This is a genomic window from Brevirhabdus pacifica, assembly GCF_002797755.1.
GTDB lineage: Bacteria > Pseudomonadota > Alphaproteobacteria > Rhodobacterales > Rhodobacteraceae > Brevirhabdus > Brevirhabdus pacifica.
This window is the reverse complement of the sequence record NZ_PGFI01000012.1, coordinates 283854-305443: the sequence shown is the minus strand read 5'-3', so window position 1 is coordinate 305443 and position 21590 is coordinate 283854. Positions and strand designations below refer to the sequence as shown.

Annotated in this window: 18 protein-coding genes; 9 read left to right on the top strand and 9 right to left on the bottom strand. The window is 68.8% G+C overall.

Features of this window, described 5'->3' with window-relative positions; all coding sequences use genetic code 11:
- Positions 1 to 9: 9 nt before the first annotated feature.
- The 4 genes from CLV77_RS10915 to CLV77_RS10900 all read right to left on the bottom strand — a co-directional run bounded on the left by CLV77_RS10915 (position 10) and on the right by CLV77_RS10900 (position 4115).
- A complete protein-coding gene (locus CLV77_RS10915) occupies positions 10 to 1602 on the bottom strand; it encodes an ATP-dependent DNA ligase (RefSeq protein WP_076980537.1) in 1593 nt (530 codons plus the stop codon).
- Positions 1599 to 2744: a ligase-associated DNA damage response exonuclease gene (locus tag CLV77_RS10910; RefSeq protein WP_083707833.1), complete on the bottom strand. Its 1146-nt coding sequence runs from the start codon at positions 2742 to 2744 to the stop codon at positions 1599 to 1601. The genes CLV77_RS10915 and CLV77_RS10910 overlap by 4 nt, the downstream gene beginning before the upstream one ends.
- A 71-nt stretch (positions 2745 to 2815) precedes the next feature.
- Positions 2816 to 3814 (bottom strand): alpha/beta hydrolase, encoded by a 999-nt coding sequence (locus CLV77_RS10905; RefSeq protein ID WP_233128050.1) that lies wholly within the window; start codon positions 3812 to 3814, stop codon positions 2816 to 2818.
- Between the two features lie 7 nt (positions 3815 to 3821).
- Complete coding sequence (locus tag CLV77_RS10900; protein WP_076980538.1) at positions 3822 to 4115, bottom strand: SCP2 sterol-binding domain-containing protein; 294 nt, start codon at positions 4113 to 4115, stop codon at positions 3822 to 3824.
- A 130-nt stretch (positions 4116 to 4245) separates the two neighbouring features.
- Between CLV77_RS10900 and CLV77_RS10895 the strand changes: the two genes are divergently transcribed.
- The 5 genes from CLV77_RS10895 to CLV77_RS10875 all read left to right on the top strand — a co-directional run bounded on the left by CLV77_RS10895 (position 4246) and on the right by CLV77_RS10875 (position 9710).
- Positions 4246 to 4860, top strand: coding sequence for a tetratricopeptide repeat protein (locus tag CLV77_RS10895; protein WP_233128049.1), 615 nt, complete (start codon positions 4246 to 4248; stop codon positions 4858 to 4860).
- A 24-nt stretch (positions 4861 to 4884) separates the two neighbouring features.
- On the top strand, positions 4885 to 7920 hold the full coding sequence (locus CLV77_RS10890) for a helicase-related protein (protein ID WP_076980539.1): 3036 nt from the start codon (positions 4885 to 4887) through the stop codon (positions 7918 to 7920).
- Positions 7921 to 8055: 135 nt separating this feature from the next.
- On the top strand, positions 8056 to 8496 hold the full coding sequence (locus tag CLV77_RS10885; RefSeq protein WP_076980540.1) for an RNA-binding S4 domain-containing protein: 441 nt from the start codon (positions 8056 to 8058) through the stop codon (positions 8494 to 8496).
- 51 nt (positions 8497 to 8547) lie between these two features.
- On the top strand, positions 8548 to 8886 hold the full coding sequence (fdxA, locus tag CLV77_RS10880) for a ferredoxin FdxA (RefSeq protein WP_076980541.1): 339 nt from the start codon (positions 8548 to 8550) through the stop codon (positions 8884 to 8886).
- Positions 8887 to 9194: 308 nt separating this feature from the next.
- Positions 9195 to 9710, top strand: coding sequence for a CarD family transcriptional regulator (locus tag CLV77_RS10875; protein WP_076980542.1), 516 nt, complete (start codon positions 9195 to 9197; stop codon positions 9708 to 9710).
- Between the two features lie 109 nt (positions 9711 to 9819).
- Here CLV77_RS10875 and cobS read toward each other — a convergent pair whose 3' ends face one another.
- The gene (gene cobS / locus CLV77_RS10870) at positions 9820 to 10617 is read right to left on the bottom strand and encodes an adenosylcobinamide-GDP ribazoletransferase (protein WP_076980543.1); all 798 of its coding nucleotides are present in this window, start codon (positions 10615 to 10617) and stop codon (positions 9820 to 9822) included.
- 84 nt (positions 10618 to 10701) lie between these two features.
- On the opposite strand from cobS, the gene cobT reads away from it, so the two are divergent.
- A complete protein-coding gene (gene cobT, locus CLV77_RS10865) occupies positions 10702 to 11730 on the top strand; it encodes a nicotinate-nucleotide--dimethylbenzimidazole phosphoribosyltransferase (RefSeq protein WP_076980544.1) in 1029 nt (342 codons plus the stop codon).
- Between the two features lie 27 nt (positions 11731 to 11757).
- Here the strand turns inward: cobT and CLV77_RS10860 are convergent, their stop codons facing one another.
- Both CLV77_RS10860 and CLV77_RS10855 read right to left on the bottom strand, forming a co-directional pair.
- On the bottom strand, positions 11758 to 13944 hold the full coding sequence (locus CLV77_RS10860) for a cation:proton antiporter domain-containing protein (RefSeq protein ID WP_076980545.1): 2187 nt from the start codon (positions 13942 to 13944) through the stop codon (positions 11758 to 11760).
- A gap of 208 nt (positions 13945 to 14152) precedes the next feature.
- A complete protein-coding gene (locus CLV77_RS10855) occupies positions 14153 to 17110 on the bottom strand; it encodes a hypothetical protein (RefSeq protein WP_076980546.1) in 2958 nt (985 codons plus the stop codon).
- Between the two features lie 276 nt (positions 17111 to 17386).
- Between CLV77_RS10855 and CLV77_RS10850 the strand changes: the two genes are divergently transcribed.
- A complete protein-coding gene (locus CLV77_RS10850; protein WP_233128063.1) occupies positions 17387 to 18058 on the top strand; it encodes an SIMPL domain-containing protein in 672 nt (223 codons plus the stop codon).
- Between the two features lie 12 nt (positions 18059 to 18070).
- Here the strand turns inward: CLV77_RS10850 and CLV77_RS10845 are convergent, their stop codons facing one another.
- Entirely contained in the window at positions 18071 to 19072 is a 1002-nt protein-coding gene (locus CLV77_RS10845; RefSeq protein WP_076980547.1) for a hypothetical protein, read from the bottom strand.
- Between the two features lie 142 nt (positions 19073 to 19214).
- On the opposite strand from CLV77_RS10845, the gene CLV77_RS10840 reads away from it, so the two are divergent.
- A complete protein-coding gene (locus tag CLV77_RS10840) occupies positions 19215 to 19742 on the top strand; it encodes a hypothetical protein (RefSeq protein ID WP_233128064.1) in 528 nt (175 codons plus the stop codon).
- An 85-nt stretch (positions 19743 to 19827) separates the two neighbouring features.
- Positions 19828 to 21033 carry a pyridoxal phosphate-dependent aminotransferase gene (locus CLV77_RS10835; RefSeq protein WP_076981177.1) on the top strand — a complete coding sequence of 402 codons (1206 nt, stop codon included), beginning with the start codon at positions 19828 to 19830 and terminating at the stop codon, positions 21031 to 21033.
- A gap of 24 nt (positions 21034 to 21057) precedes the next feature.
- On the opposite strand, the gene CLV77_RS10830 is transcribed toward CLV77_RS10835, so the two are convergent.
- On the bottom strand, positions 21058 to 21531 hold the full coding sequence (locus tag CLV77_RS10830) for an Lrp/AsnC family transcriptional regulator (RefSeq protein ID WP_076980548.1): 474 nt from the start codon (positions 21529 to 21531) through the stop codon (positions 21058 to 21060).
- Positions 21532 to 21590 lie beyond the last annotated feature (59 nt).

The window sequence follows — 21590 nt, the reverse complement described above, 5'->3', positions numbered from 1 at the left end:
GTTCTTTCCTTATCCGTAGGCGGCCAGCAGGGCGCGCAGGTCGTCCATTGTGTTGGCCTCGGCGAGCGGCTTGTCGTGGCGCCACCGCGCCATGCGCGGAAAGCGCAGGGCGATGCCGGACTTGTGGCGGGGGCTTTCCTGAATCCCCTCGAAGGCGATCTCGAAGACATGCTGGGGTTTGACCTGCCGCACGGGGCCGAAGCGTTGAAGCGTGTTGCGCCGCACCCAGGCGGTGATCTGGCGGAACTCGGCATCGGTCAGGCCGGAATAGGCCTTGGTAAAGGGAACCAGATCCTCGCCATCCCAGGCGGCGAAGGTGAAATCGGTGAAGAGGTTGGCGCGGCGCCCCGATCCTTGCTGGGCATAGATCAGCACCGCATCCACGGTCAGCGGATCGACCTTCCATTTCCACCAATCGCCCTTCTTGCGCCCGGACAGGTAGGGGCTGTCGAGACGTTTGAGCATGACACCCTCGGCCCCCAGCTGGCGCGAGGTCTCGCGCAGGGCGGCCAGGCGGTCCCAGTCGTCGAATTCCAGCAGGGGCGACAGGCGCAGGTTGGCCTCGGGCGGGCAGGCGGAAAGCATGCCCTGCAACAGCGCGCGCCGCTCGGCGAAGGGGCGGTCGCGGATGTCGCGCCCCTCGTGCTCAAGCAGGTCATAGGCCCTCAGGACCACCGGCGCCTCGGTCAGAAGCTTCTTAGGCACGGTCTTGCGACCGATGCGTTTTTGCAGAGCGTTGAAGGACATCGGCGCCTCGTCGGCCCAGGCCAGCACCTCGCCGTCAAGGACCGTTCCATCGGGGACGAAATCCCCCGCCGCCGCCAGCTCGGGGAAGCGGTCGGTCATCAGCTCCTCACCCCGGGACCACAGGAAATGGCGGCCGCCACGCAGGATAAGCTGTCCCCGGATGCCGTCCCACTTGTGCTCGGCGGACCAGTCGGCGGGGTCGGAAAGGCCCTCGGGGCCATCGTCAAGCTGGTAGGCCAGGTAGAAGGGGTAGGGCTTGGACAGGTCCGCGCTGGGATCGTGGGTCAGGATCAGCGCCTCGAAACTGGTGCTGTCGGGGGACCAGTCGCCCATCAGCCGGTGGCTCAGCTCGGCCTCGTCGATGCCGGTGGCGCGGGCCAGGGCACGGGTCATCAGTTTCTGGCTGACGCCCATGCGGAAGCCGCCGGTGATGAGCTTGTTGAAGACGAAGCGCTCGGTCGTTCCCAGCCGGTCCCAAGCGGCCAGGACGCGGACGCGTTTCTCCTCCTCGGGCAGGGGGCCCAATTCCTTGGTGTAGCCGATCCAGTAGGCGAGGCTTTCGTCGCTTTCCGACTGGGCGTCGGGAAGGATCAGCGCGATCGTCTCGGCCAGGTCGCCGACGATCGGGTAGCTTTCCTCGAAAAGCCACAGGGGCAGGCCCGCGCGCTCGGCGGCCCAGCGGCGCAGCAGGGTCGTGGTGACGCCCCGCCGGGGGCGACGCCCCGACAGCAGGGCGATGGTCCACAGCCGGTCGGCCTCGGGGGCCGCGCCGAAATAGTCGGCCAGCGCATCGACCTTGGCGGTGGTCTTGGTGGTCTGGTCGAGGCGGGTGAAGAGGCGGGCAAAGCGCTTCATTCGCCCGCGTCCCCGGATGTGTTCTTGTTTTTCTTCGGGCTTTTGGATTTCGAGGCGGGCTTGGTGGCCACAGCTTCGTTGGGATCAACCTTGCCCTCGTCCTCGGCACTGACATTGGCCTCGCTCGGTTCCGCCTCGGCCTCCGCGTCCAGGCTCTCGCCCTCATATTCGGTCTCGACAACGGCCGCGTCGTAGCCCTGCTCGTTCAGCCAGCGGGCGAAGATCGCGGTATAGCCGTGGGTGACGAAGATCCGCTCGGCCCCGGTTTCGGCGATGGCGCGGTTCAACTCGTCCCAGTCGGCGTGATCGGACATCACGAACCCCCGGTCACCCGAACGGCGGCGACGGATCCCGCGCAGGGCCATCCAGCCGCTGGCGAAGCCTGTGGAGGCCGCCCCGAAGCGCCGCGACCAGTTGCTGCCCAGCGCCGAGGGCGGCGCGATCACCATCGCCCCGGCGTGGGCCTTGGCGTCGAGATCGGGCGTCACCCGCACCGTGTCGGGAAGTGTGATCCCCTGGGCGCGCATCACGGCATTGGTGTTCTCGACCGCGCCATGGGTCAGGATCGGCCCGATGGAGGCATCGAGGCTGGCCAGAACCCGCTGGGCCTTGCCGAGGGAATAGGCGCCGATGAAGCTGGTACGCCCGGCTTCGCGGTTGGTGCGCCACCACTCGTTGATCTCGGCCACGACCTCGTCCTGGGGTTTCCACTTGAAGACCGGCAGGCCGAAAGTGCTTTCGGTGATGAAGGCGTGGCAGCGGACCGGCTCGAACGCTTCGGACAGCCCGTCCGGCGTGGTCTTGTAGTCGCCCGAGGCGACCCAGACCTCGCCCCCCACCTCGACCCGGATCTGTGCCGAGCCGGGAACATGCCCCGCCGGGTGGAACGAGACCGAGGCATCGCCGATGCGCCGCACCTCGCCATAGGCCACGGTTTCAAGGGCGATGTCGCCCAGCCGGTGGCGCATGACCGGGCCCGCCGCATGGGTCGCCAGATATCGGCCCATGCCGTCGCGGGCGTGGTCCGCGTGGCCATGGGTGATGAGCGCCCGGTCGACGGGGCGCCACGGGTCGATGTAGAAATCGCCCGCCGGGCAGTAGATGCCGCGTTCTGTGAAGGTCAGGACCGGTTCGCGTGTCATTCCCCGCAAGATAGGGCGCGGCCCGGCAGGGGCGAGGGGCGGGAAGGGGTGGGAAGGGGCGGCGGGCGGACTTAGCCGTACAGGGCGAAGTGGGCTGTCGCGCGGTCGAAGAACAGTTGCCGGCGGTCCGGCGCTTCCATGATGATCTCGTGCTCGGCTCCGGGCATCTCGACCAGTTCGCCGCCGGGCCAGTCGGCCATGCGACTGCGGATCGCGCCCATGTCGACCAGCCGCTCGTTGCTGCCAAGGAAGGTCAGGGCGGGCACGTCGGGGGCGGGAAGCAGGCGCAGGCGCCGGCATTCGCGCAAGGCAGCATAACCCCAGCCAAAGCTTGGTCCGCCCAGCGCCAGTTCGGGGTGTTCCTCAAGCTGGTGGCGCATGAAGGCATACATCTGCAGGTCCGAGGTCAGCAGGTTGTTCTCGAACGCGGTGTCGATCACGTATTTCTCGGTCTTGGTGCGCACAGCCACCCGGTCGGCGCGCCCGAGGCCGGTGTTCAGCCAGCCCAGCCCCCAGGCCACGGGGCGCACGTAGGGATCAAGCTGAATGCCCCACATGGGCGCCGAGAAGACGGCCGAGCGGACGCTCATCCCCTCGATCATGGCGCGCAGGCCGATACAGCCCCCCATGGAATGGGCCATCAGGTGCCAGGGCCGGGGCAGGGACAGCTCGCGCGCGGCGAGAAGCATGGCGCGCACGTCGCGCTGATACTCGGCGAAATCGGTGACATGTCCGGCCAGCGGATCGGCGCAGAGCCGGTCCGACAGGCCCTGTCCGCGCCAGTCGATCACCGCGCAGGCCAGGCCGCGCGCCGTCAGTTCGGCAACGGCCGGGCCGTATTTCTCGATATATTCGGTGCGACCCGGGAAGATCAGGACCGTGCCGGCCCCCTCCCGGGACGAAGGCGCCGCCGGCCAATGGCCGATCCGCAGGCGCAGCCCGTCCTCGGCCGTCAGCCAATGGGCCGCCCCCCCCTCGGGGGCGCGGGCCACGTCGGTAAAAAGCGGCGCGGCCTCCAGCAGACCCGTGGTCGGGGCGGCTGCCGCGGGACTGGAGGGCTGGCGGGGCAAGACGCCCTCAGCCCATCGCCGAGCCGAGGCGCATGGCGACGCCCATGTCCCCATCGACCGACAGTTTGCCCGACATGAAGGCGGCGGTCGGGTTCATCTCGCCCGACAGGATCGATTCGAAGGTCTCGGCGGTGGCGGTCAGGGTGCACTCGGCCTCGTCCTCGGGGGTGGCGCGGCGCGCACCCGAACCGTCGACGAGGATCTCGCCTTCGTCCTCGATTTCGAACTTGGCGCTGCCGTCGAATCCGTCCTGCATCCGTTCGTTCAGGGCTGCCACGGCCTTGTCCACGATGTCGCTCATCTCTTCCTCCGGTTCTGTGTCGATTTCTGTGTCGTTGCTCGCGTCGGTCGGCCGTGAAAGCTGTCGCCTTCGCCGCGTTCCGCGTTATTCTTTAGTTATGTGCTTTGTGACTCGATTTGCCAGTGCTGTCGTGACGGCAGTCTTTGCGTCAGGAATTGTTCTGGCGGCATTCGGCCTGCCCGCCCGGGCGCAGGAGCGGCTTCCGGCCATCCCCGACAATGCCCCCAAAGCCCAGGCCCCCGTTCTGACCCCAACCGAGGTTCCGGACAGCGCCCGCATCGACGATCTGCTGGCCCAGCTACAGGACCCGGGCCAGGAAGATTGGCGCATGATCGAGCGCGAGATCATGCTGGAATGGTCCAAATCGGGATCGGCGGCGATGGATCTTCTGCTTCAGCGCGGGCGCGACGCATTGGACGCGGGCCGCACGGATGAGGCGATCAACCACCTGACGGCCCTGACCGACCACGCCCCTGGCTTTGCCGAGGGGTGGAACATGCGCGCCACCGCCTTCTTCTCGATCCGCCGCTACGGGCTGTCGATCGCCGACATCCAGCGCACGCTGGCCCTCAACCCGCGCCACTTCGGGGCGCTGTCGGGGCTGGGCATGATCCTCGAGGAGATGGAGTACAACAGCGACGCGCTGATCGCCTACCGCGAGGCCGTCCGCCTCAACCCCAATCGGCAGGATCTCCAGGATGCGGTCGCACGACTTGCCATTCTGGCCGACGGCACCGATATCTGACATTCCCGACCACAAAGGCCCGACATGCGCGAAGATGCCCGGATCACGGCGGTCCTCGGACCGACCAATACCGGAAAGACACATTATGCCATCGAGCGGATGCTGGCACACCGGACGGGGGTCATCGGACTGCCGCTGCGGCTGCTTGCGCGCGAGGTCTACGACCGCCTTGTCGCGGTGCGCGGCCCCTCGGTCGTGGCCCTTGTCACCGGCGAGGAGCGGATCGTCCCCGAGCGCACCCGCTACTGGGTCTGCACGGTCGAGGCCATGCCCCAGGAGATCGGCGCCGATTTCGTCGCCGTGGACGAGGTGCAGCTGGCCGCCGACCACGAACGCGGCCACGTCTTCACCGACCGCCTTCTTCATGCCCGCGGGTTGAAGGAAACCGTTTTCTTGGGCGCCGACACTATGCGCGGCGCCATCGCGGACCTGGTCCCGGGTGTGCAATTCCTGCGCCGCGAGCGGTTCTCGCAGCTTACCTATACTGGCCCGCGCAAGATCAGCCGCATGATCCCGCGCAGCGCCATCGTCGGGTTTTCGGTCGAGAACGTCTATGCCATTGCCGAGCTTCTGCGCCGCCAGAAGGGCGGGGCGGCGGTGGTGATGGGCGCGCTCAGCCCGCGCACGCGCAACGCGCAGGTCGAGATGTATCAGAACGGCGACGTGGATTATCTGGTCGCCACCGACGCCATCGGCATGGGGCTCAATCTGGACATCCGGCACGTGGCGTTTTCCTCGACCACCAAGTTCGACGGCAACCGCATGCGCCCGTTGCAGCCCAACGAGCTGGCGCAGATCGCGGGCCGGGCGGGGCGCCACCTGCAACCCGGGACCTTCGGCGTCACCGGTGAGGCCGCGCCCCTGCACGAGGAACTGGTCGACGCGATCGAGAATCACCGCTTCTCGCCCGAGCGCAAATTGCAGTGGCGCAACAGCACGCTGCGCTTCGGCTCGCTGGGCGCGCTGATCGGCGCGCTGGAGACGCGGACCGAGAACCCCTGGCTGACCCGGGTGCGCGATTCCGACGACCTGCTGGCGCTCAGGGCGCTGGGCGAGTTGCCGGCGGTGCGCGACCGGCTGCGCGGCGCGCCCGATGTCCGCCTGCTGTGGGATGTCTGCCGGATCCCTGATTTCAGGGGCATTTCCCAAGGCGAGCACGCCGCGATGCTGGAAAAGCTGTTCCTGTTCCTGCACGACGGCGGCCACGTTCCCACCGACTGGTTCGCCCGTCAGGTCCAGCGGATCGACCGCGCCGACGGCGATATCGACGCCCTGTCGCGGCGCATGGCCTTCATCCGCACGTGGACCTACGTCGCGCAGCGCAAGGGATGGCTTGAGGATATCGACCATTGGCGCGACGCCACCCGCGCTGTAGAAGATCGGTTGTCGGATGCTCTGCATGTGCGGCTGACACAAAGATTCGTCGACCGGCGCACCTCGGTACTGATGCGCCGCTTGAAGCAGAAGGAGGGCCTTGTGGCCGAGGTGAACGACAAGGGTGAAGTGATGGTCGAGGGCGAATTCGTCGGCCGTCTTGAGGGGTTCCGCTTCCGGCAGGACAAAAGCGCGACGCCTGACGAGGCCAAGACGCTCCGCGCGGCTTCGGTGGCGGCGCTTGCGCCCGAGTTCCACCTGCGCGCAGACAGGTTCTACAACGCCCCGGATACCGAGTTCGATTATACCGAACAAGGCGGGCTGATGTGGGGCGAGCATGCCGTCGGCAAGCTGGTCGCCGGTCCCGAGGCCCTGCGCCCGACCGCCGAGGCCTTCGTCGACACCGAGGCCGGCCCCGAGGTCGCCCAGAAGGTGCAGCGCCGCCTGCAGCATTTCATCGACCGCAAGATCGCGACCCTGTTCGAGCCGCTGCTGGCCATGTCCCGCGACGAGGAACTGACCGGCGTCGTGCGCGGCTTTGCCTTCCGCATGGTCGAGCATTTCGGCGTGCTGCCCCGCGACACGGTGGTCTCGGAGGTCAAGGAACTGGATCAGGCCGCGCGCGGCCAACTGCGCCGCCACGGCGTGCGGTTCGGCCAGTTCACGATCTTCATGCCGGCGCTGCTGAAGCCCGCGCCGACGCGGCTGCGGCTGGTGCTGTGGTCGCTTCAGAAGGGGCTGGACACCTTCCCCGAAAGCCCGCCCCCGGGCCTCGTGACCATCCCGGCCACCCCCGGCATGGACGGCGAGACCTGCACGATGTCCGGCTATCGCCTGGCGGGGGACCGGGCGATCCGCATCGACATGCTGGAGCGTCTTGCAGACATGATCCGTACCAAGGACACCCGCGCCGGGTTCGAGGCCAACCCCGACATGCTGTCGATCACCGGCATGACGCTGGAACAGTTCGCGGCCCTGATGCAGGGGCTGGGCTATGCCGCCGAGCGTGGTGAGCGCGCCAAGGTCAAGCCGGCGGCTGCCGAAGCGCCCGCCGAGGCAGCCGATGCGGCCTCCGGCGAAACGCCCGGCGAGACGCCGGTCGAGGTTCCGGGCGACGCCCCGACCGAGACGCCGCCCGCGCCGCCCGCAGAGGCGCCCGGCCAGTCGCCGGACGAAACCCCGCCCGCACCGCCCGCCGAGACACCGGTTCAGGATCCGCCCGAGGCGCCGCCCGCACCGCCGGCCGAAGATCCCCCCGTGACGCCCCAGGCGGGCGCCGATGCCACCACCGATGCCGCCGGGATCGCGGCCGTCATCACCGAGGGCAAGCTCCCCGAGAAGGCCGAGGCCGCCGATGCCGCGACCGATGCTTCTGGCGAGGCCGCAGCCGACGCGACGGAAGTGTTCTACACCTTCCGCTGGGCGCCCCGGCGCAAGCCGCAGCATCGTGGCGGCGAAGGCCGTGACAATGCCCGTGGCGAGAAGCGCGCCGGCGGCAAGCCCGGTGCCAAGGGTGCCGGCAAGCCGGGTGGCAAACCCCGGGGCAAGCCCGGCAACCGCCAGGACCGCAATGCGCCGCCCCGCGACCGCTCGCCCAAAAGCTACGAGTCGCGGCCGCAGAAGAAGGACCGGATCGATCCGGACAATCCCTTCGCCGCCGCGCTCATGGGGCTGCGCGATAAGTAGGGGAAGGGGCCCGGCGCCGCGCGCCACCCCCCGGCCGGGGCCTGCCGCCCCGGTCGTCCCGGCCATCGTGGTCGCTGCACCCCGCTCGGGAAGGGGAACGCCCGGGGAAACAGGCACGCGCCGGGCCCCCCGCCCATGAGCGGGTCGCGCCCCACGATCCGTCTCGACAAGTGGCTGTGGCACGCGCGGTTCTTCAAGACGCGCACCCTGGCCTCGCAGGCGGTGGCGGCGGGGCGGGTCCGGGTCAACAGCGCCCGGGTCACCAAGCCCGCGACCGGCGTCGGTATCGACGACACACTGACATTTTCCCAAGGCCAGAAGGTCCGCGTGATCCGCGTTCTGGGCCTGTCCCAGCGGCGCGGACCGGCGACCGAGGCGGCCCTTCTCTACGACGATCTGTCACCCCAACCGGCGGGTGCAGAGGACCCGGGGCCGGGCGCCGCGGATACGCCGGACCAGGGCGCCGGCGCCGCCCGGTCAGATGTTCCGCCCACGCCGCGCTTCGAGGGAAAGGGGCGGCCTTCCAAGCGCGATCGCAGGGTGCTTGATCTTTCGCGCCGCAAGCTCCTTGAATGACGCTTCGGCTGGGTCTAGGTAGCGGGTAACGGCAAGCATCCGGAAGAACCCATGACCTATATCGTCAATGACAACTGCATCGCCTGCAAATTCACCGACTGTGTCGAGGTTTGCCCCGTGGACTGTTTCTACGAAGGCGAGAACATGCTGGTCATCCATCCGGATGAATGCATCGACTGCGGTGTCTGCGAACCCGAATGCCCCGCCGATGCGATCCGCCCCGACACCGAGCCCGACACCGACAAGTGGGTCGAGTTCAACCGCAAGTATTCCGAGATGTGGCCGGTCATCATCACCAAGAAAGACCCGCTTCCCGACGCCGAGAAACACGATGGCGAAGAGGGCAAGCTTGAGAAATACTTCTCGGAGAAGCCGGGCGAGGGCGGCTGAGTCGCGAATCGCTGCATCTGCGCGATCCGTTTGATTTTCGGCAGAAAGCTGCCGCCGTAACCTGCCGTAAAGGCGGGTCTTTCAGGAATCTCGGCGTCGCGGCACTTTAAATCGGGTGCCTTTTCTGCTATATATGTTCTCAGCGGCCCTGTTTTCGGGGCCGCGCTGCCATCGCCGGTGGCGATCTTAGCTGGGTCGCCGCTCCGGTAATTTGTTGAGCGAAACTCCTGCCGATTGTGCCGGACTGCTGTTGTGGTCCGACCTGTCGGTTTCGCCGACTGAGAAGCTGACAAAAGGATCGCCGCCGCATGAGCAAGTCCAAGAAGTCCGAGTTCCGCCCCAACGACCATGTCGTGTATCCCGCCCATGGTGTTGGCCAGATCATCTCCATCGAGGAGCAGGAAGTCGCCGGACTGACGCTCGAGCTGTTCGTCATCTCCTTCGAGAAGGACAAGATGACCCTGCGCGTCCCCACCAACAAGGCGACCGAGGTGGGCATGCGCTCGCTTTCCTCGCCCGACGTCGTGTCGAAGGCCATGGATACCCTCAAGGGCAAGGCCAAGGTCAAGCGCGCGATGTGGTCCCGCCGCGCCCAGGAATATGAGCAAAAGATCAACTCGGGCGATCTCATCTCGATCGCCGAGGTTGTCCGCGACCTGCACCGCACCGACGACCAGCGCGAGCAGAGCTATTCCGAGCGCCAGCTTTACGAAGCCGCGCTGGAGCGCCTGACCCGCGAGATCGCGGCCGTCAGTGGCGGCAACGAGGACGAAGCACAAAAGCGGGTGGGCGACGTTCTCGTCTCGCGCGCGGTCGCTGCCTGACCCCAGGCGTCCCCGACCGCCCCAGTGCGATCAAGCATTCAAGCCCCGGCGCCCGCGCCGGGGCTTTTTTCATGTCAGACGATCTTTGTGACCGGGCCCAGCGTGCGCCTCAGAGGATCGAGGCCAGCACCATCAGCACCGCAATCTCGGTCACCTGCTGCTGGGCGCCAAGGACATCGCCCGTCTGGCCGCCGATCTTGGCCTGGGCCAGCAGCGCCAGCGCCAGTGCCGCCGCCGCCCCGAAAATCAGTGCCGGCAGCGCGGCCCAGCCGATGACGACCAGCGCCAGTACCACGGCCAGGCCCAGGCCGCCGGCTGCCGGAAGGGCCGGCGTGCGGCCAAAGCTCTGGCCCAGACCGTCGGCCCTTGCGTGGTCCAGGCTGGCCATCGTCACGCCCATGGCGGCCCGCGACAGCACCGCGGCCGCCAGCACCGGTGCCCAGAAGGCCCCGCCTGCGAAAATGGTGCTCAGCGCCCACCAGCGGGCCAACAGCGACAGGATCAGCGCCAGCACCCCGTAGGTGCCGACCCGGCTGTCCTTCATGATCTCCAGCCGCCGCTCGCGGGTCCAACCGCCCCAGAACCCGTCGGCCAGGTCCGCCAGCCCGTCCTCGTGCATGGCGCCGGTCAGCAAGACGCCCCCCGCCAGCACCAGCAGGGCAACGCCCCCCGGCGCCAATCCCCACCAGGCAGCAAGACCGGCGGGCAGCAACGCCAGAAGCGCCACGATCGCGCCCACCAGCGGAAAGGCCCAGACCAGGCGGCCTTGTCCCCGGGTGCTTTCGCCCTGGGGGCCGGTGGCCGCGAAAGCCGCGTCATCCAGCGGCACGGGCAGGCGGGTCAGCAGCATCAGCGCCCCCCTCAGGTCCGTGAAGGCGGCTTCGATGGCGGGTTGATCTGTGGACATGACGGTCTTTCTGGCGCATCCCGTTGCGGGGTGGTCGGCGAAGGTGGCCGCTCGATCTGTCAAAGTCTAAAGGATGCACCAAGAATGAGCAGCCCTGTTTTCGCCACCCTCGGGGATTTTGCCGCGGCCGTCCGGGCCGGGCGCAGCGCCGATACCGGAATTGCCGACCTCGCGTGCGATCGCAACGCGCAATTGACCAAACCCGCCGGTTCGCTGGGGCGGCTTGAGGACCTGGCGATCTGGTACGCCTCTTGGCGGGGCACGGACCGCCCCCGGATCGAGGCCCCGCAGATCGTGGTCTTTGCCGGCAACCACGGTGTCGTGGCGCAGGGGGTCTCGGCCTTCCCGTCCGAGGTGACCGCGCAGATGGTGGCGAATTTCGCGGCCGGGGGGGCGGCGATCAACCAGCTTGCCCGCACGTTCGGCGCGCGGCTTGACGTGCATCCGCTGTCGCTGGATCGGCCGACGGCCGATTTCACCACCGCCCCCGCCATGAGCGCGGCCGAGACGCTGGAGGCCCTGACCGCTGGCTGGAACGCGGTCGACCCGGAGGCCGACGTGCTGGTCACCGGCGAGATGGGGATCGGCAACACCACCTCGGCGGCAGCGCTTGCGCTTGCGCTGCTTGGGGGCGAGGCCGCGGACTGGACCGGCCGCGGCACTGGCCTGGACGACGCGGCGCTGCGTCTGAAGACCGACGTGGTGGCCCGGGGCTGTCAGCGCCACGCGGACGTGGAGGGGGGCGAGGATCGTCCGCTGCACCTGCTGGCCGCGCTGGGCGGGCGCGAGATCGCGGCCATGGCGGGCGCCATCGCCGCCGCCCGGCATCATTCGGTGCCGGTGATCCTGGACGGTTTCATCTGCTGTGCCGCCGCCGCCGTGCTGAACGCGCTGTCGACCCAGGCGCTGGACCATTGCGTCGGCGGCCACCGCTCGGCCGAAGGGGCGCACGGGCGCATGCTGGACGCGCTGGGCAAGCCCGCGCTGCTGTCGCTCGACATGCGGCTGGGCGAGGCTTCGGGCGGGGCGCTGGCGTTGGGCGTGCTGAAGGGGGCGGTCGCCTGCCACTCGGGCATGGCGACCTTTGCCGAGGCGGGCGTCGCCACCGCCTGATGCCGCCTTGTCGCGGCGCCGGGCCCCTTACTCGGGGGCCTTGTCGGCGCTGCGCTTGTCGGCGGGGGTATCTTCTTCCGCCGCGCCCTCGTTTTCGGACTCGGCATAGACCTCGGCCTGGCGGGCCGCGTCGACATCGGCCGACATCTCGGCCGGGTCGGGGCCGGGCTCATGCCCCTCGGTGTCGGGTCGTGATGCCTGGCGCCGGTGCCGGCCATCGGTGTCGGGCCCATCTGCCGAGGCACCGGCCAGCGGGCCCGCGATCGCGGCATCTTCGTCGCGCTCCTCGGCGCGGCCGTGATCGTCGAGGGCGGCGACCAGGTCGGCCTCCATCTCCTTGTTGAGCTGCTTGGAGCGGGCGATATAGGCCTCGTTCTCGGCGACGGGGCGGCCCGGGACCCAAAGCTGCGCCAGCTCGGCAAGGGCGGCGCGGTCATGGTGGTAGAAGGCACGCTGATGGGCCGCGGCCTCGTATTCCGTCAGGCCCGAATTCTCCAGCACATAGCGCGCGGCCCTGAGCGAGCTGTCGAACAGCTCGCGCACGATGTCGTCGGCCCCTGCGGCGTAAAGCTCGAACGCGTGGACCCGGTGGCGGGCGCGGGCCACGATATGCAGGTCCGGACGCTCCTTGCGGGCCAGTTTCACCAGGCGCACGGCGGAGGCCGGATCGTCCAGCGCAACCACCAGCACCCGCGCCTCCTCCAGCCCTGCGGCATGAAGCAGTTCGGGCCGGGTGGGATCCCCGAAAAACCCTTTGAAGCCGAACTTGCGCATAAGCTGGATGGTCTTGAGGTCGTGGTCGAGGACGGTCGTCTCGAACCCCGCCGCGCGCACCATCCGGTTGACGATCTGGCCGAAGCGCCCGACGCCCGCGATGATGATCGACCCCTTGGCGTCAACGGTGTCGTAGGCCTCGGGGCCGCCGTCGCCCGCCGCGTCGCGCGAACGTTTCGAGATGCGGTCGTAGACGATAAAGAGAAGCGGCGTCAGCAGCATGCTGACCGCGACGACCAGCAGCAGAAGCTCCCCAAGCGACCGCTCCAGCACCTGCTGCTGCTGCGAGAAGGAAACCAGCACGAAGCCGAATTCGCCGGCCTGCGCCAGCCCCAGCGTGAACAGCCAAAGGTTGCGCCCGCGCAACTTGAAGACGCGCCCCAGCCCGTAGAGGATCGTGCCCTTCACCGCCACCAGCGCCAGCGTCAGGCTGAGGATCAGCACCGGCTGCTCGCGCAGCAGCTCGAAGCTGACGCCGGCCCCCACGGTGATGAAGAAAAGCCCCAGGAGCAGCCCCTTGAAGGGTTCGATATCGGCCTGAAGCTCGTGGCGGAACTCGGTGTTGGCCAGGACGACGCCGGTGAGGAAGGTGCCGAGGGCGGGCGACAGGCCGACCAGGCTCATGGAGAAGCCGATGGCGGTGACCATCAGCAGCGCCAGCGCGGTGTTCAACTCGCGCAGGTGGGCGGCGTGGATGTAGCGAAAGACCGGGCGCGTCAGGAACGTGCCGACCAGGATGATCCCCAGGATCACCCCCATGGTCAGCAGGGCGGCACCCCAGCCAGGCAGCTCCTCGACCAGTTTCATGGCCGCGTCCGCGCGGGCATTGCCGGTGCCCGGCTCGCCGATCACCTCGCCGACCTGGGGCGGAAGGCCCGCAGGCTCGGCCCCGTGGCCACCGCCACCGCCGCCGCTGGACGATCCGCCGCCTGTTGCCAGCAGGGGCAGCAGGACCAGCATCGGGATGACGGCGATGTCCTGGGTCAGCAGCACGGAAAAGGAAGAGCGCCCCCCGGGTGTCTGCATCAGGTTCTTTTCGGACAGGGTCTGCAGCACGATCGCGGTCGAGGACAGGGCAAAGATCATGCCGATGGCCGTGGCCCCGCCCAGGGGCTGGCCCAGCAGCAGGGCGCCCGATGTGACCGCGGCCATGGTCAGCGTCACCTGAAGCCCGCCCAGGCCAAGCAGCCGATGGCGCATGTCCCACAGCGCCCGCGGCTCCAGCTCCAGACCGATCAGGAACAGCATCATCACGACGCCGAATTCGGCGAAGTGGCGCAGGCCCTCGGCCTCGGATCCGACCAGCCCCAGGGCGGGGCCGATGACGATCCCCGCCAGCAGGTAGCCCAGCACCGAGCCCAGCCCCAGCCGGGCGGCGATGGGCACCGAGATCACGGCGGCCCCAAGATAGATCGTCGCCTGAAGCAGAAAGCCTTCCATCGTCCCCCCGAGACCGGTTCCGGCACCGCGCGGCAGGGGCCGGCGGGCGCATGTTCAGGACCCCCCGAACGGGCGCCCACCTGTCAAAGTTGCGGCGACTTGCCGGGAACTCAACCTTTTAAATGGAATTGCCGGTGAATTCGCTCACGGCGGTCGGTGTTCTCACCGGGCGAGGGCGCCATCCTTCGGGGAGGGACGGCGCCGGCCCTCAGCTTCGGGGCATCGCCAGCACGACGCTGCGCCCGCTCTTGGTATAGCGCAGCGACTCGTCGCCGATGGCGATGACCCGGCCGCCGTCCATGCGGTCGCCAACCTCGACCTTCTTGAACTTGCCCGAGGGCAGGCGGACCAGCGCGCGGCGGCTGGACGAGGTGCCGTAGACACCGATCAGGCTGATCTTCGAGAGGTTGACGGCATTCCGCTCGGTCGCGGCGCGCGAGACGGAGGTCTTCTCGGGCAGGCGCGGGTCGGCCTTGGGATCGGGCGAGGCCACGCTTTTCATCCGCGTCGCCCGCGCCTTGCGCATGACGGAGGCGAAATTCGCCGGCCGCAGCTTGGGCTTCTCCGAGCTTCGGACCGCCAGTTTCGAGGCGTTGACGACCGGCTCGGCGCTGGTGTCGGGCACGACCTCCCGGTTGGCGTCCGCGACGGCCTTCTCGATTTCGGCCTTCGTGTTGGCGCCGGGGGCGGTCAGGGCTGCCTCCTCGGGCCGCAGCTTGGGGCGGACCTGCGAAAGCTCCTTGCGGGTCAGGCCGGCAAGCTGCTGACGCTCGGTCCGGTCCGACAGGTCGTCGGGCCGCGCGGTGGGGCGGACGGCGGCGACGGCTGGCGCGTTGGCCGTGGCCTCGGCCTTGTCGTCGTCGGTCGCATCCTGGGCGGCGGCCTCCCGGCGCGGGCGCTCTGCCGGCATCGGGTCGGGACGGCCGGCATAGACGGTGACCCCGTCGGGGCTGAGCGTGCCAGAGGGGGCAGGCGTCACCAGCCCGCGCGCATCCAGCTCGAACCGGGCGGAGGCGTCGGCGGGCACCGCCTGGTTGGGCAGGCGCAGGTCATCGCCGGCAAGGGCGGGCGGCAGGGCAATGGCGTCCTGCTGGGTCACCGCCGGGTCGATCGAGGCGATGTAAAGCGCATCCAGCCCTTGCGAGGGGGGCACGACGATCATCTCGGGCGCGCCGGTCCAGATGCCGGTGGCGGCGTAATGCAGGGCGGGGTCGGGCCCGTCGGGAAGGAGGGGGGCCGCATCGTCGGCGAGGGCGGGACGCTCCTCGCGCACCTCGTCGGGGGTGGTCTCGGGGGAGGTCCGGGCGCCGGGGTCCGAGGTCGGGCGGCGGTCGGGCCTGATGGAGGTCTCAGGCGTGACAAGCGCCAGCAGCTCGCCCGCAGCGGCGGCGTCCTGTGGTTGGATCTCGGCCAGGTCGGGTGCCGAGAATGCCGCGCGGCCGACGCTTTCATCGGCCAGTGGCGCCAGCGGATCGGCGGCCTGGGGCGCAAGGCGTTGCGGCGCGGCGGCAAGGGCCGCAGGCGCTGTGGTGCTCGCCTGCCCGGAGGGGGCCGGTGCCGCATCGGAGACAAGGGGCGGCAGCGGCGGCAGGGAAAGGCGGATCGTGTCGGCCTCGGCCACCAGGTCCTGAACCGCGCCGGCGGGGCCGTCAATCGCCGGCACCTCGGGCATCATCGTCTCGGGCCGCGCGATGGGACCGGTCGAGGTCATCACCGCCGTCACCACCGGCGCCGGGGCGCGGGGGCCGATCAGGTCGTCCGCGGGCGCATCCTGGGCCAGGCGCGCGGGTTGCTCGGGGCGCGGCGTCGGCCGGAAGGCGGTCAGCGGCGGCTCGTCATAGCCCAAGGGCGGCAGGAAGGTCGCGTCGGCCAGCTCGAAATCGGCGCTGGTGAAGACCGAGGCCAGTTCGTTGCGCTTGATGAGGGTCGTGGCGATGGCGGCTAGGGCCAGGGCCACGAGCAGCAGCAGCGTCAGCAGGATGCCGGTGCGGCGCGACATGCCGCGCGGGTGCCCGGCGGGGGCACCGTCGACCGGCCCCCCTTCGGCGGGAAAGGAGAAACCGGCGCGATGTTCCGCGTGGCGGTCGGCCCCACCCACGGCCCCACCAACGGGCGGCGCGTCGCGGCCCGCCATGCTGCGCGCGGCGACATCGCCGGGCAGGGCAGGCTGTGCGCCCCGACGGCCAGTGGGTTGCGATGTGGGCTGGCCGGTGGCCTGTCCGTCGCCGGGCAGGTCGGGCAGGGGGGCCACGACCGGGGCGCGGCGCGCGCCCGGCTTACCATCGCCAGTCTCGGAGAGTTCCACGGCGGCGGGATCGGTGGATGCGTCGGCGGCACCGGACATCGCGGCGCTGGCCGGAGGGATCGCGCCCATGCTGAAACGGCTGGCGCGTTCGATGGTCACCGTCCCGCCGGCGGGACGCGCCTCGCGGTCGGCGCGGCGGGTGGAAAAGGCCGGCGCGGGGCCGGACATCTCTTCGCTCTGCCCATCGGCAGGTGCGGCCGCCGGGTCTGTCTTCGCGCCGGCATCCCCTGCGGCCCGGCCCTGATTGTCTTCGGCGGTCGCCTTCTCGGCGCCGGAAGTCTCAACCTCTGCATCGCCGCCCTGCGGGACCGATCCCTTGATGCGCACGGGCTCTGCGTCGCGCTCGACCGTGTCCCCGTTCAGCAGGGTCCGGGCATGGGCGGTCATGCCGAAGAACGGCTCTCCGGCGAATTCGTCCCCGTCGGGGCGGGCGACGAAGCTGACGGGGTTGAACCGATGCTCGACCGCGAAGGCCTCGGCCTCGTCCAGGGTCTCGCGGGCGACCACGGCCACCAGGCGGCGGCCCTTGTCACCGGCGGTCGGCGAATGGTCGAAGACCAGCTCGGACACATCGTAGGGGGTGCGCCCGTCCAGCGCGGCGCGGACCTGCGCCTCGCGCTCCTCGTCCGAGGGGCCGGGGGCGTCGACGGTCAGGTACAGGATCTGCGAGGCGGGCAGCACCAGCTTGGTGGTCATGCCGCCTGTGGCCAGCTCGGCGGCCGTGCGGCGCATCATGGCCAGGGTTCCGCGCATCATCGGATCGTCCAACGACACCTCGCCGACACGCAGCCAGCCCTTTCGGCCCCTGTGCAGGAGGCCGATTCCGTCATGGGATAGATCGAGCGCAAAATTGGGTTTCATGGCATCTGACCTAGCATAGAATCTGTCAATGGCCTTACCGGACAGCAGTGTCGCGCATCGTTATAGCAGGAAACCGCCGAGGGTGAGAGGGGCCCGCCAGCGGAACCTTGCCATTCGTGCCGGCAGGCCCGACGCTGCCGCCGGGGCAGACCATGGATCCGGCCCCGTCAGTGGCCCCGTCAAAGGCGCGGTCACCGCCCCCGGATCCGGCCCGATACCAGAAAGGAACCCGCCATGCATTCGACCGTCCTATCCCTTATTTTGACAGGATTTTCCTTGGTTGCCCTGGGCCTGTCATCCCCCGCCTCGGCGCTGGAGCGGGCGCGGCTGACCGTCGAGGGGCGCGGCGTGGTCGAGGTGGCCCCCGACATGGCCGTCATCACCCTTGGCGTGACCGCCGAGGGCAAGGTCGCCAAGGAGGTTCTGGACCTCAACAGCCAGCACATGGAAGAGACGCTGCGCGTGCTTGCCGACGCGGGGATCGAGGGGCGGGACGTGCAGACACTGAACCTGTCGCTCAACCCGCTCTGGACCAACCGGCGCAACGGCGGCCCCGAGGCCCCGCCCGAAATCACCGGCTTCCAGGCCCGCAACACGGTCTCGGTCCGGGTGCGCGACCTTTCCCGGCTGGGCCTGATCCTAGACGCTGTGGTCAGTGCCGGCGCCAACGAATTCCAGGGCCTCAGCTTCGGGTTGCAGTCCCCCGAGGAGACGCGCGACGAGGCCCGCCGCCGCGCCGTGGCTGACGCCCGCCGCAAGGCCGAGCTTTACGCAGAGGCGACGGGGATGGACCTTGGCTCACTCGTGTCGATCAACGAGGCCGCCGACCAGGGCGGCCCGCGCCCGATGATGGCGGCGGAAATGGCGCGCTCGGCCCGGGCCGTGCCCATCGCCGAGGGTGAGCTGAGCGTCGAGGCCGGGGTCTCCATCGTCTACGAGCTGGAGTGATCGGCGCGCGCCTCAGCGCACCCAGAGGCGCGCCTTCTTGATGCGGTTGCGGATCTGCTGTTCCTTGCGGGGCAGGGCATCGCGGTCGAACATCTCGCGCACCTTGCGGCCCTTGCCCTGGAAGATCATCCGCTTGAACGGCTCATAGTTCTTCAGCACCTTCTTGACCCTGTTCGGGGCTGTCACCGCCTCGAGCGTGTCGATCACGGCGTCGGCCTCGCGGGCGTAGGCCAGTGGCAGCACCCGCCAGTGGCAGGTCGTGTCGCCATCCAGATGCCCGTCGGGCAGGGTCGCGCGCCCGCCCCCGAAGGAATGGATGACCAGCGGCAGGGCAATCTGGTCAAGCCAGGGATAGAGGGGCTGGCAAACCAGCTCGGGCGGCGGTGTGTCGCGGATGGCGGTGGCATATTCCACGAAGCGCGCGCCGAAGGCCGCGGGATCCGCGTGAAAGAACCAGCCCGCGTTGAAATAGAGGTACCGCTCCCAATGCTCGTCCGGCTGGGCCGGGTCGAGGGAGCTTTCGAAATCCAGCCCGAACTGTTCGTAAAGCGCGCCCCAGACCTGGTTGTATCCGGGGCCGTAAAGCTCTTGCGTGGGCCAGGTGTTCTCGCGCTTCATCGAGGCGCTCGGCCGGTCGAAATCGAAGGGCACTCGCGACAGGCTGTCGAGATGCAGCGTGTCGGTGTCGAAGAAAACGAAGGGTTCTCCGGCGGGCAGGGTCGATAGCGCCTCGATCTTGTTGCCGTTTGGATAGGCCGCGCCGAAATGCCGGCTGTGGAACGGGCGGATCTCGGCGCCATGGTCCTCCAACAGGGTGCGGACGGCCGGGTCCTGGATGCGGGGATCCTCGTCGCCCCAAAGCGGGCCGGGCTGCGGCTCGGCCAGGATCAGGCGGCCGGCGAAATCGGGGTTGGCGGCGCGGAACGATACCGCGAACAGCGCAGCCTCGTATTCCAGCCGTCCCGCCTGCACCACGGCCAGCACGTTGAAGGGGCGGGGATTTTCGTCGGTCATGCCCGGAACTTGCCTCGAATGGGATTTTTGCCGACTATAGGGCACAAGGCGCCGGTCACAAAGCGCCCAGGCCATCGAATTCAGAGCGTAACCCCAAGACGCGGGGCGGGGCACCCGCCGCCGCCATGCCGGGAGAGTGCCGATGCTTGAACTGATCGCCTTCGCATTGCTGTCGATGACCGGGTTCGGCCTGGTCCAGCAGGCCCCGGGGGTCGCCCTGGCGCCCGGTGGGGCCCAGGCCACCGAGACCGCCGAGGCTCCATCCCCCGCGACGGGCACCCCCTTGCCCCCGCCCGAGGAACAGGTCGCCACCGGCCGTTTCCTGACCGCGCTGGAGGTCAGGCCGATCCTGTCGGCCACCCGCGCCAACTGGGTCGCCGTGCGGGAGTTCAACGGCCAGGACCTGGTCTACCTGACCCACCTGGAATCCTGGCGCTGCGGCCTGCACGCGGTTTTCTACGGCCTCAACGGCGCGCCCCCCGACACCCGCTGGGAGATGGAGCCTTGCTATCCCGACAGCGCCCAGCCCAACGCCATCAAGGCCGAGGGGCGCGTGCCCTATTTCCAGCAGCCCCTGGGTTCGGTCCAGCAGATCAGCCTGCGCGTGGTCTATGACGACAACAGCGAGGAGACGGCCGAGTTCGATCGCCAATCGGTCCTTTTGCCCTGAGCCTGCCGCCGCTAGGATCGCGCGTCAAAGGGCGCGCGAATGCTGTGCGCCATCTTAGGCCGTGCAGGAAGGGAAGCCCGTCAAGATGCTGAAAACGCAGCCGAACACAAAGCTGAAAACGATCGCAGGTTTCGACCGTATCGGCGAGGAGAACGCCTTTGCCGTGCTGGCCCGCGCGGGCGAGCTGTCGGCGCAGGGGTGCGATGTCATCAACCTCGGGATCGGGCAGCCCGATTTTGCCACCCCGGGCCATATCGTCGAGGCGGCGGTCAAGGCCCTGCGCGACGGCGAACACGGCTATACCCCCGCCACCGGCATCGCCCCGTTGCGCGAAGCGGTGGCCGAGGATCTTGACCGCCGCCACGGCGTCGCGGTCGATCCGGGCCACGTGATGATCGTGCCAGGCGGCAAGGTGACGATGTTCGCGGCCATCCTCATGTTCGGCGAGCCGGGGGCCGAGATCCTCTATCCCGACCCGGGCTTTCCCATCTATCGCTCGATGATCGAGTTCACGGGCGCCACCCCGATCCCCGTCCCCATCCGCGAAGAGAACGGCTTTGCCGTCTCGGCCGAGGAGATGCTGTCGCTGATCACGCCGCGCACGCGGCTCCTGATCGTCAACTCGCCGGCCAACCCCTGCGGCGGTGTCACCCCGCGGGCCGAGATCGACCGCCTCGTCGCGGGGCTGGACGCGCACCCCGGCGTCGCGATCCTGTCGGACGAGATCTATGACCAGATGCTCTACGACGGCGAGGAACACGTCAGCCTGCTGTCCTATCCCTCGATCCGCGACCGGCTGATCCTGTTGAACGGCTGGTCCAAGACCTATGCCATGACCGGCTGGCGGTTGGGCTATTCGGTCTGGCCCGAGGCACTGATCGGTTATGCCCGCAAGCTGGCCGTGAACTGCTGGTCCTGCGTCAACGCCCCGGCCCAGTTCGCAGCACTCGAGGCTTTGCGCGGCCCACAGGTCGCGGTGGCGGAGATGCTGGCCGAGTTCGACGCAAGGCGGGAGCTGGTCGTCGCGGGGCTGAACGCCATCGAGGGGGTCAGCTGCATCCGGCCCAAGGGCGCCTTCTATGCCTTTCCCAACATCACCGGCACCGGCTGGCAGGCCAAGCCGCTGGCATCGGCCCTGTTGGAGGAGGCGGGTGTCGCCACCATCGGCGGCCCCGATTTCGGCACCCTGGGCGAGGGGTATATTCGCCTCAGCTACGCCAACAGCCGCGAGAACATCACCCGCGCGCTGGAGAGGATGGGCGAATTCCTGGCTCGCGGCCGCCAGGGGTGAACCTTCGCTTGGCGACAGGGGGGGTCAGGGGCGGCTTGTCTCGTCCTTGACCGCCTCCATCGACACATGGGTCGAAGTGTTGGCCAGGTGCGGCAGGTTCGAGGCCACGTCCGACAGAAACCGCCGATAGCCCGCGATATCCCGGGTTCGGATCTTCAGCAGGTAGTCGTAACTGCCTGCGATCATGTGACATTGTTCGATCTGCGGTGCGGCGCGCACGGCCTCGTTGAAGGCCTGCAGCGCGGGCTCGGTCGTGTCCGACAGGCGGACCTCGAGAAAGGCGATGTGATCAAGGCCCAGGCGCGCCGGGTCGACGATAGCCCGGAAGCCAAGAATATAGCCCGCCTCGGTCAGCTTGCGCACACGTAGCTGGCAAGGGGTCTTGGACAGACCCACCCGGCGCGCAAGCTCGGAATAGGACAGGCGTCCGTCGCGGCGCAGCTCTTCGATGATGCGATGGTCAAAGCGGTCCAATTGGTCTGTTTCAGACGATTTCATGGGACGTTTCACCTTTGTGATCTGAAAATCAGGTCCGATTGGGCTATGATAAGGGCAAG

Excerpts from the sequence above, each read along its gene's own strand:
- CLV77_RS10915 (WP_076980537.1), bottom strand. The coding sequence starts at position 1,602 with ATGAAGCGCTTTGCCCGCCTCTTCACCCGCCTCGACCAGACCACCAAG.
- CLV77_RS10900 (WP_076980538.1), bottom strand. The coding sequence starts at position 4,115 with ATGAGCGACATCGTGGACAAGGCCGTGGCAGCCCTGAACGAACGGATG.
- CLV77_RS10890 (WP_076980539.1), top strand. The coding sequence starts at position 4,885 with ATGCGCGAAGATGCCCGGATCACGGCGGTCCTCGGACCGACCAATACC.
- CLV77_RS10840 (WP_233128064.1), top strand. The coding sequence starts at position 19,215 with ATGCTTGAACTGATCGCCTTCGCATTGCTGTCGATGACCGGGTTCGGC.
- cobS (WP_076980543.1), bottom strand. The coding sequence starts at position 10,617 with ATGTCCACAGATCAACCCGCCATCGAAGCCGCCTTCACGGACCTGAGG.
- fdxA (WP_076980541.1), top strand. The coding sequence starts at position 8,548 with ATGACCTATATCGTCAATGACAACTGCATCGCCTGCAAATTCACCGAC.
- CLV77_RS10835 (WP_076981177.1), top strand. The coding sequence starts at position 19,828 with ATGCTGAAAACGCAGCCGAACACAAAGCTGAAAACGATCGCAGGTTTC.
- CLV77_RS10860 (WP_076980545.1), bottom strand. The coding sequence starts at position 13,944 with ATGGAAGGCTTTCTGCTTCAGGCGACGATCTATCTTGGGGCCGCCGTG.
- CLV77_RS10910 (WP_083707833.1), bottom strand. The coding sequence starts at position 2,744 with ATGACACGCGAACCGGTCCTGACCTTCACAGAACGCGGCATCTACTGC.
- cobT (WP_076980544.1), top strand. The coding sequence starts at position 10,702 with ATGAGCAGCCCTGTTTTCGCCACCCTCGGGGATTTTGCCGCGGCCGTC.
- CLV77_RS10845 (WP_076980547.1), bottom strand. The coding sequence starts at position 19,072 with ATGACCGACGAAAATCCCCGCCCCTTCAACGTGCTGGCCGTGGTGCAG.
- CLV77_RS10875 (WP_076980542.1), top strand. The coding sequence starts at position 9,195 with ATGAGCAAGTCCAAGAAGTCCGAGTTCCGCCCCAACGACCATGTCGTG.
- CLV77_RS10855 (WP_076980546.1), bottom strand. The coding sequence starts at position 17,110 with ATGAAACCCAATTTTGCGCTCGATCTATCCCATGACGGAATCGGCCTC.
- CLV77_RS10885 (WP_076980540.1), top strand. The coding sequence starts at position 8,056 with ATGAGCGGGTCGCGCCCCACGATCCGTCTCGACAAGTGGCTGTGGCAC.
- CLV77_RS10830 (WP_076980548.1), bottom strand. The coding sequence starts at position 21,531 with ATGAAATCGTCTGAAACAGACCAATTGGACCGCTTTGACCATCGCATC.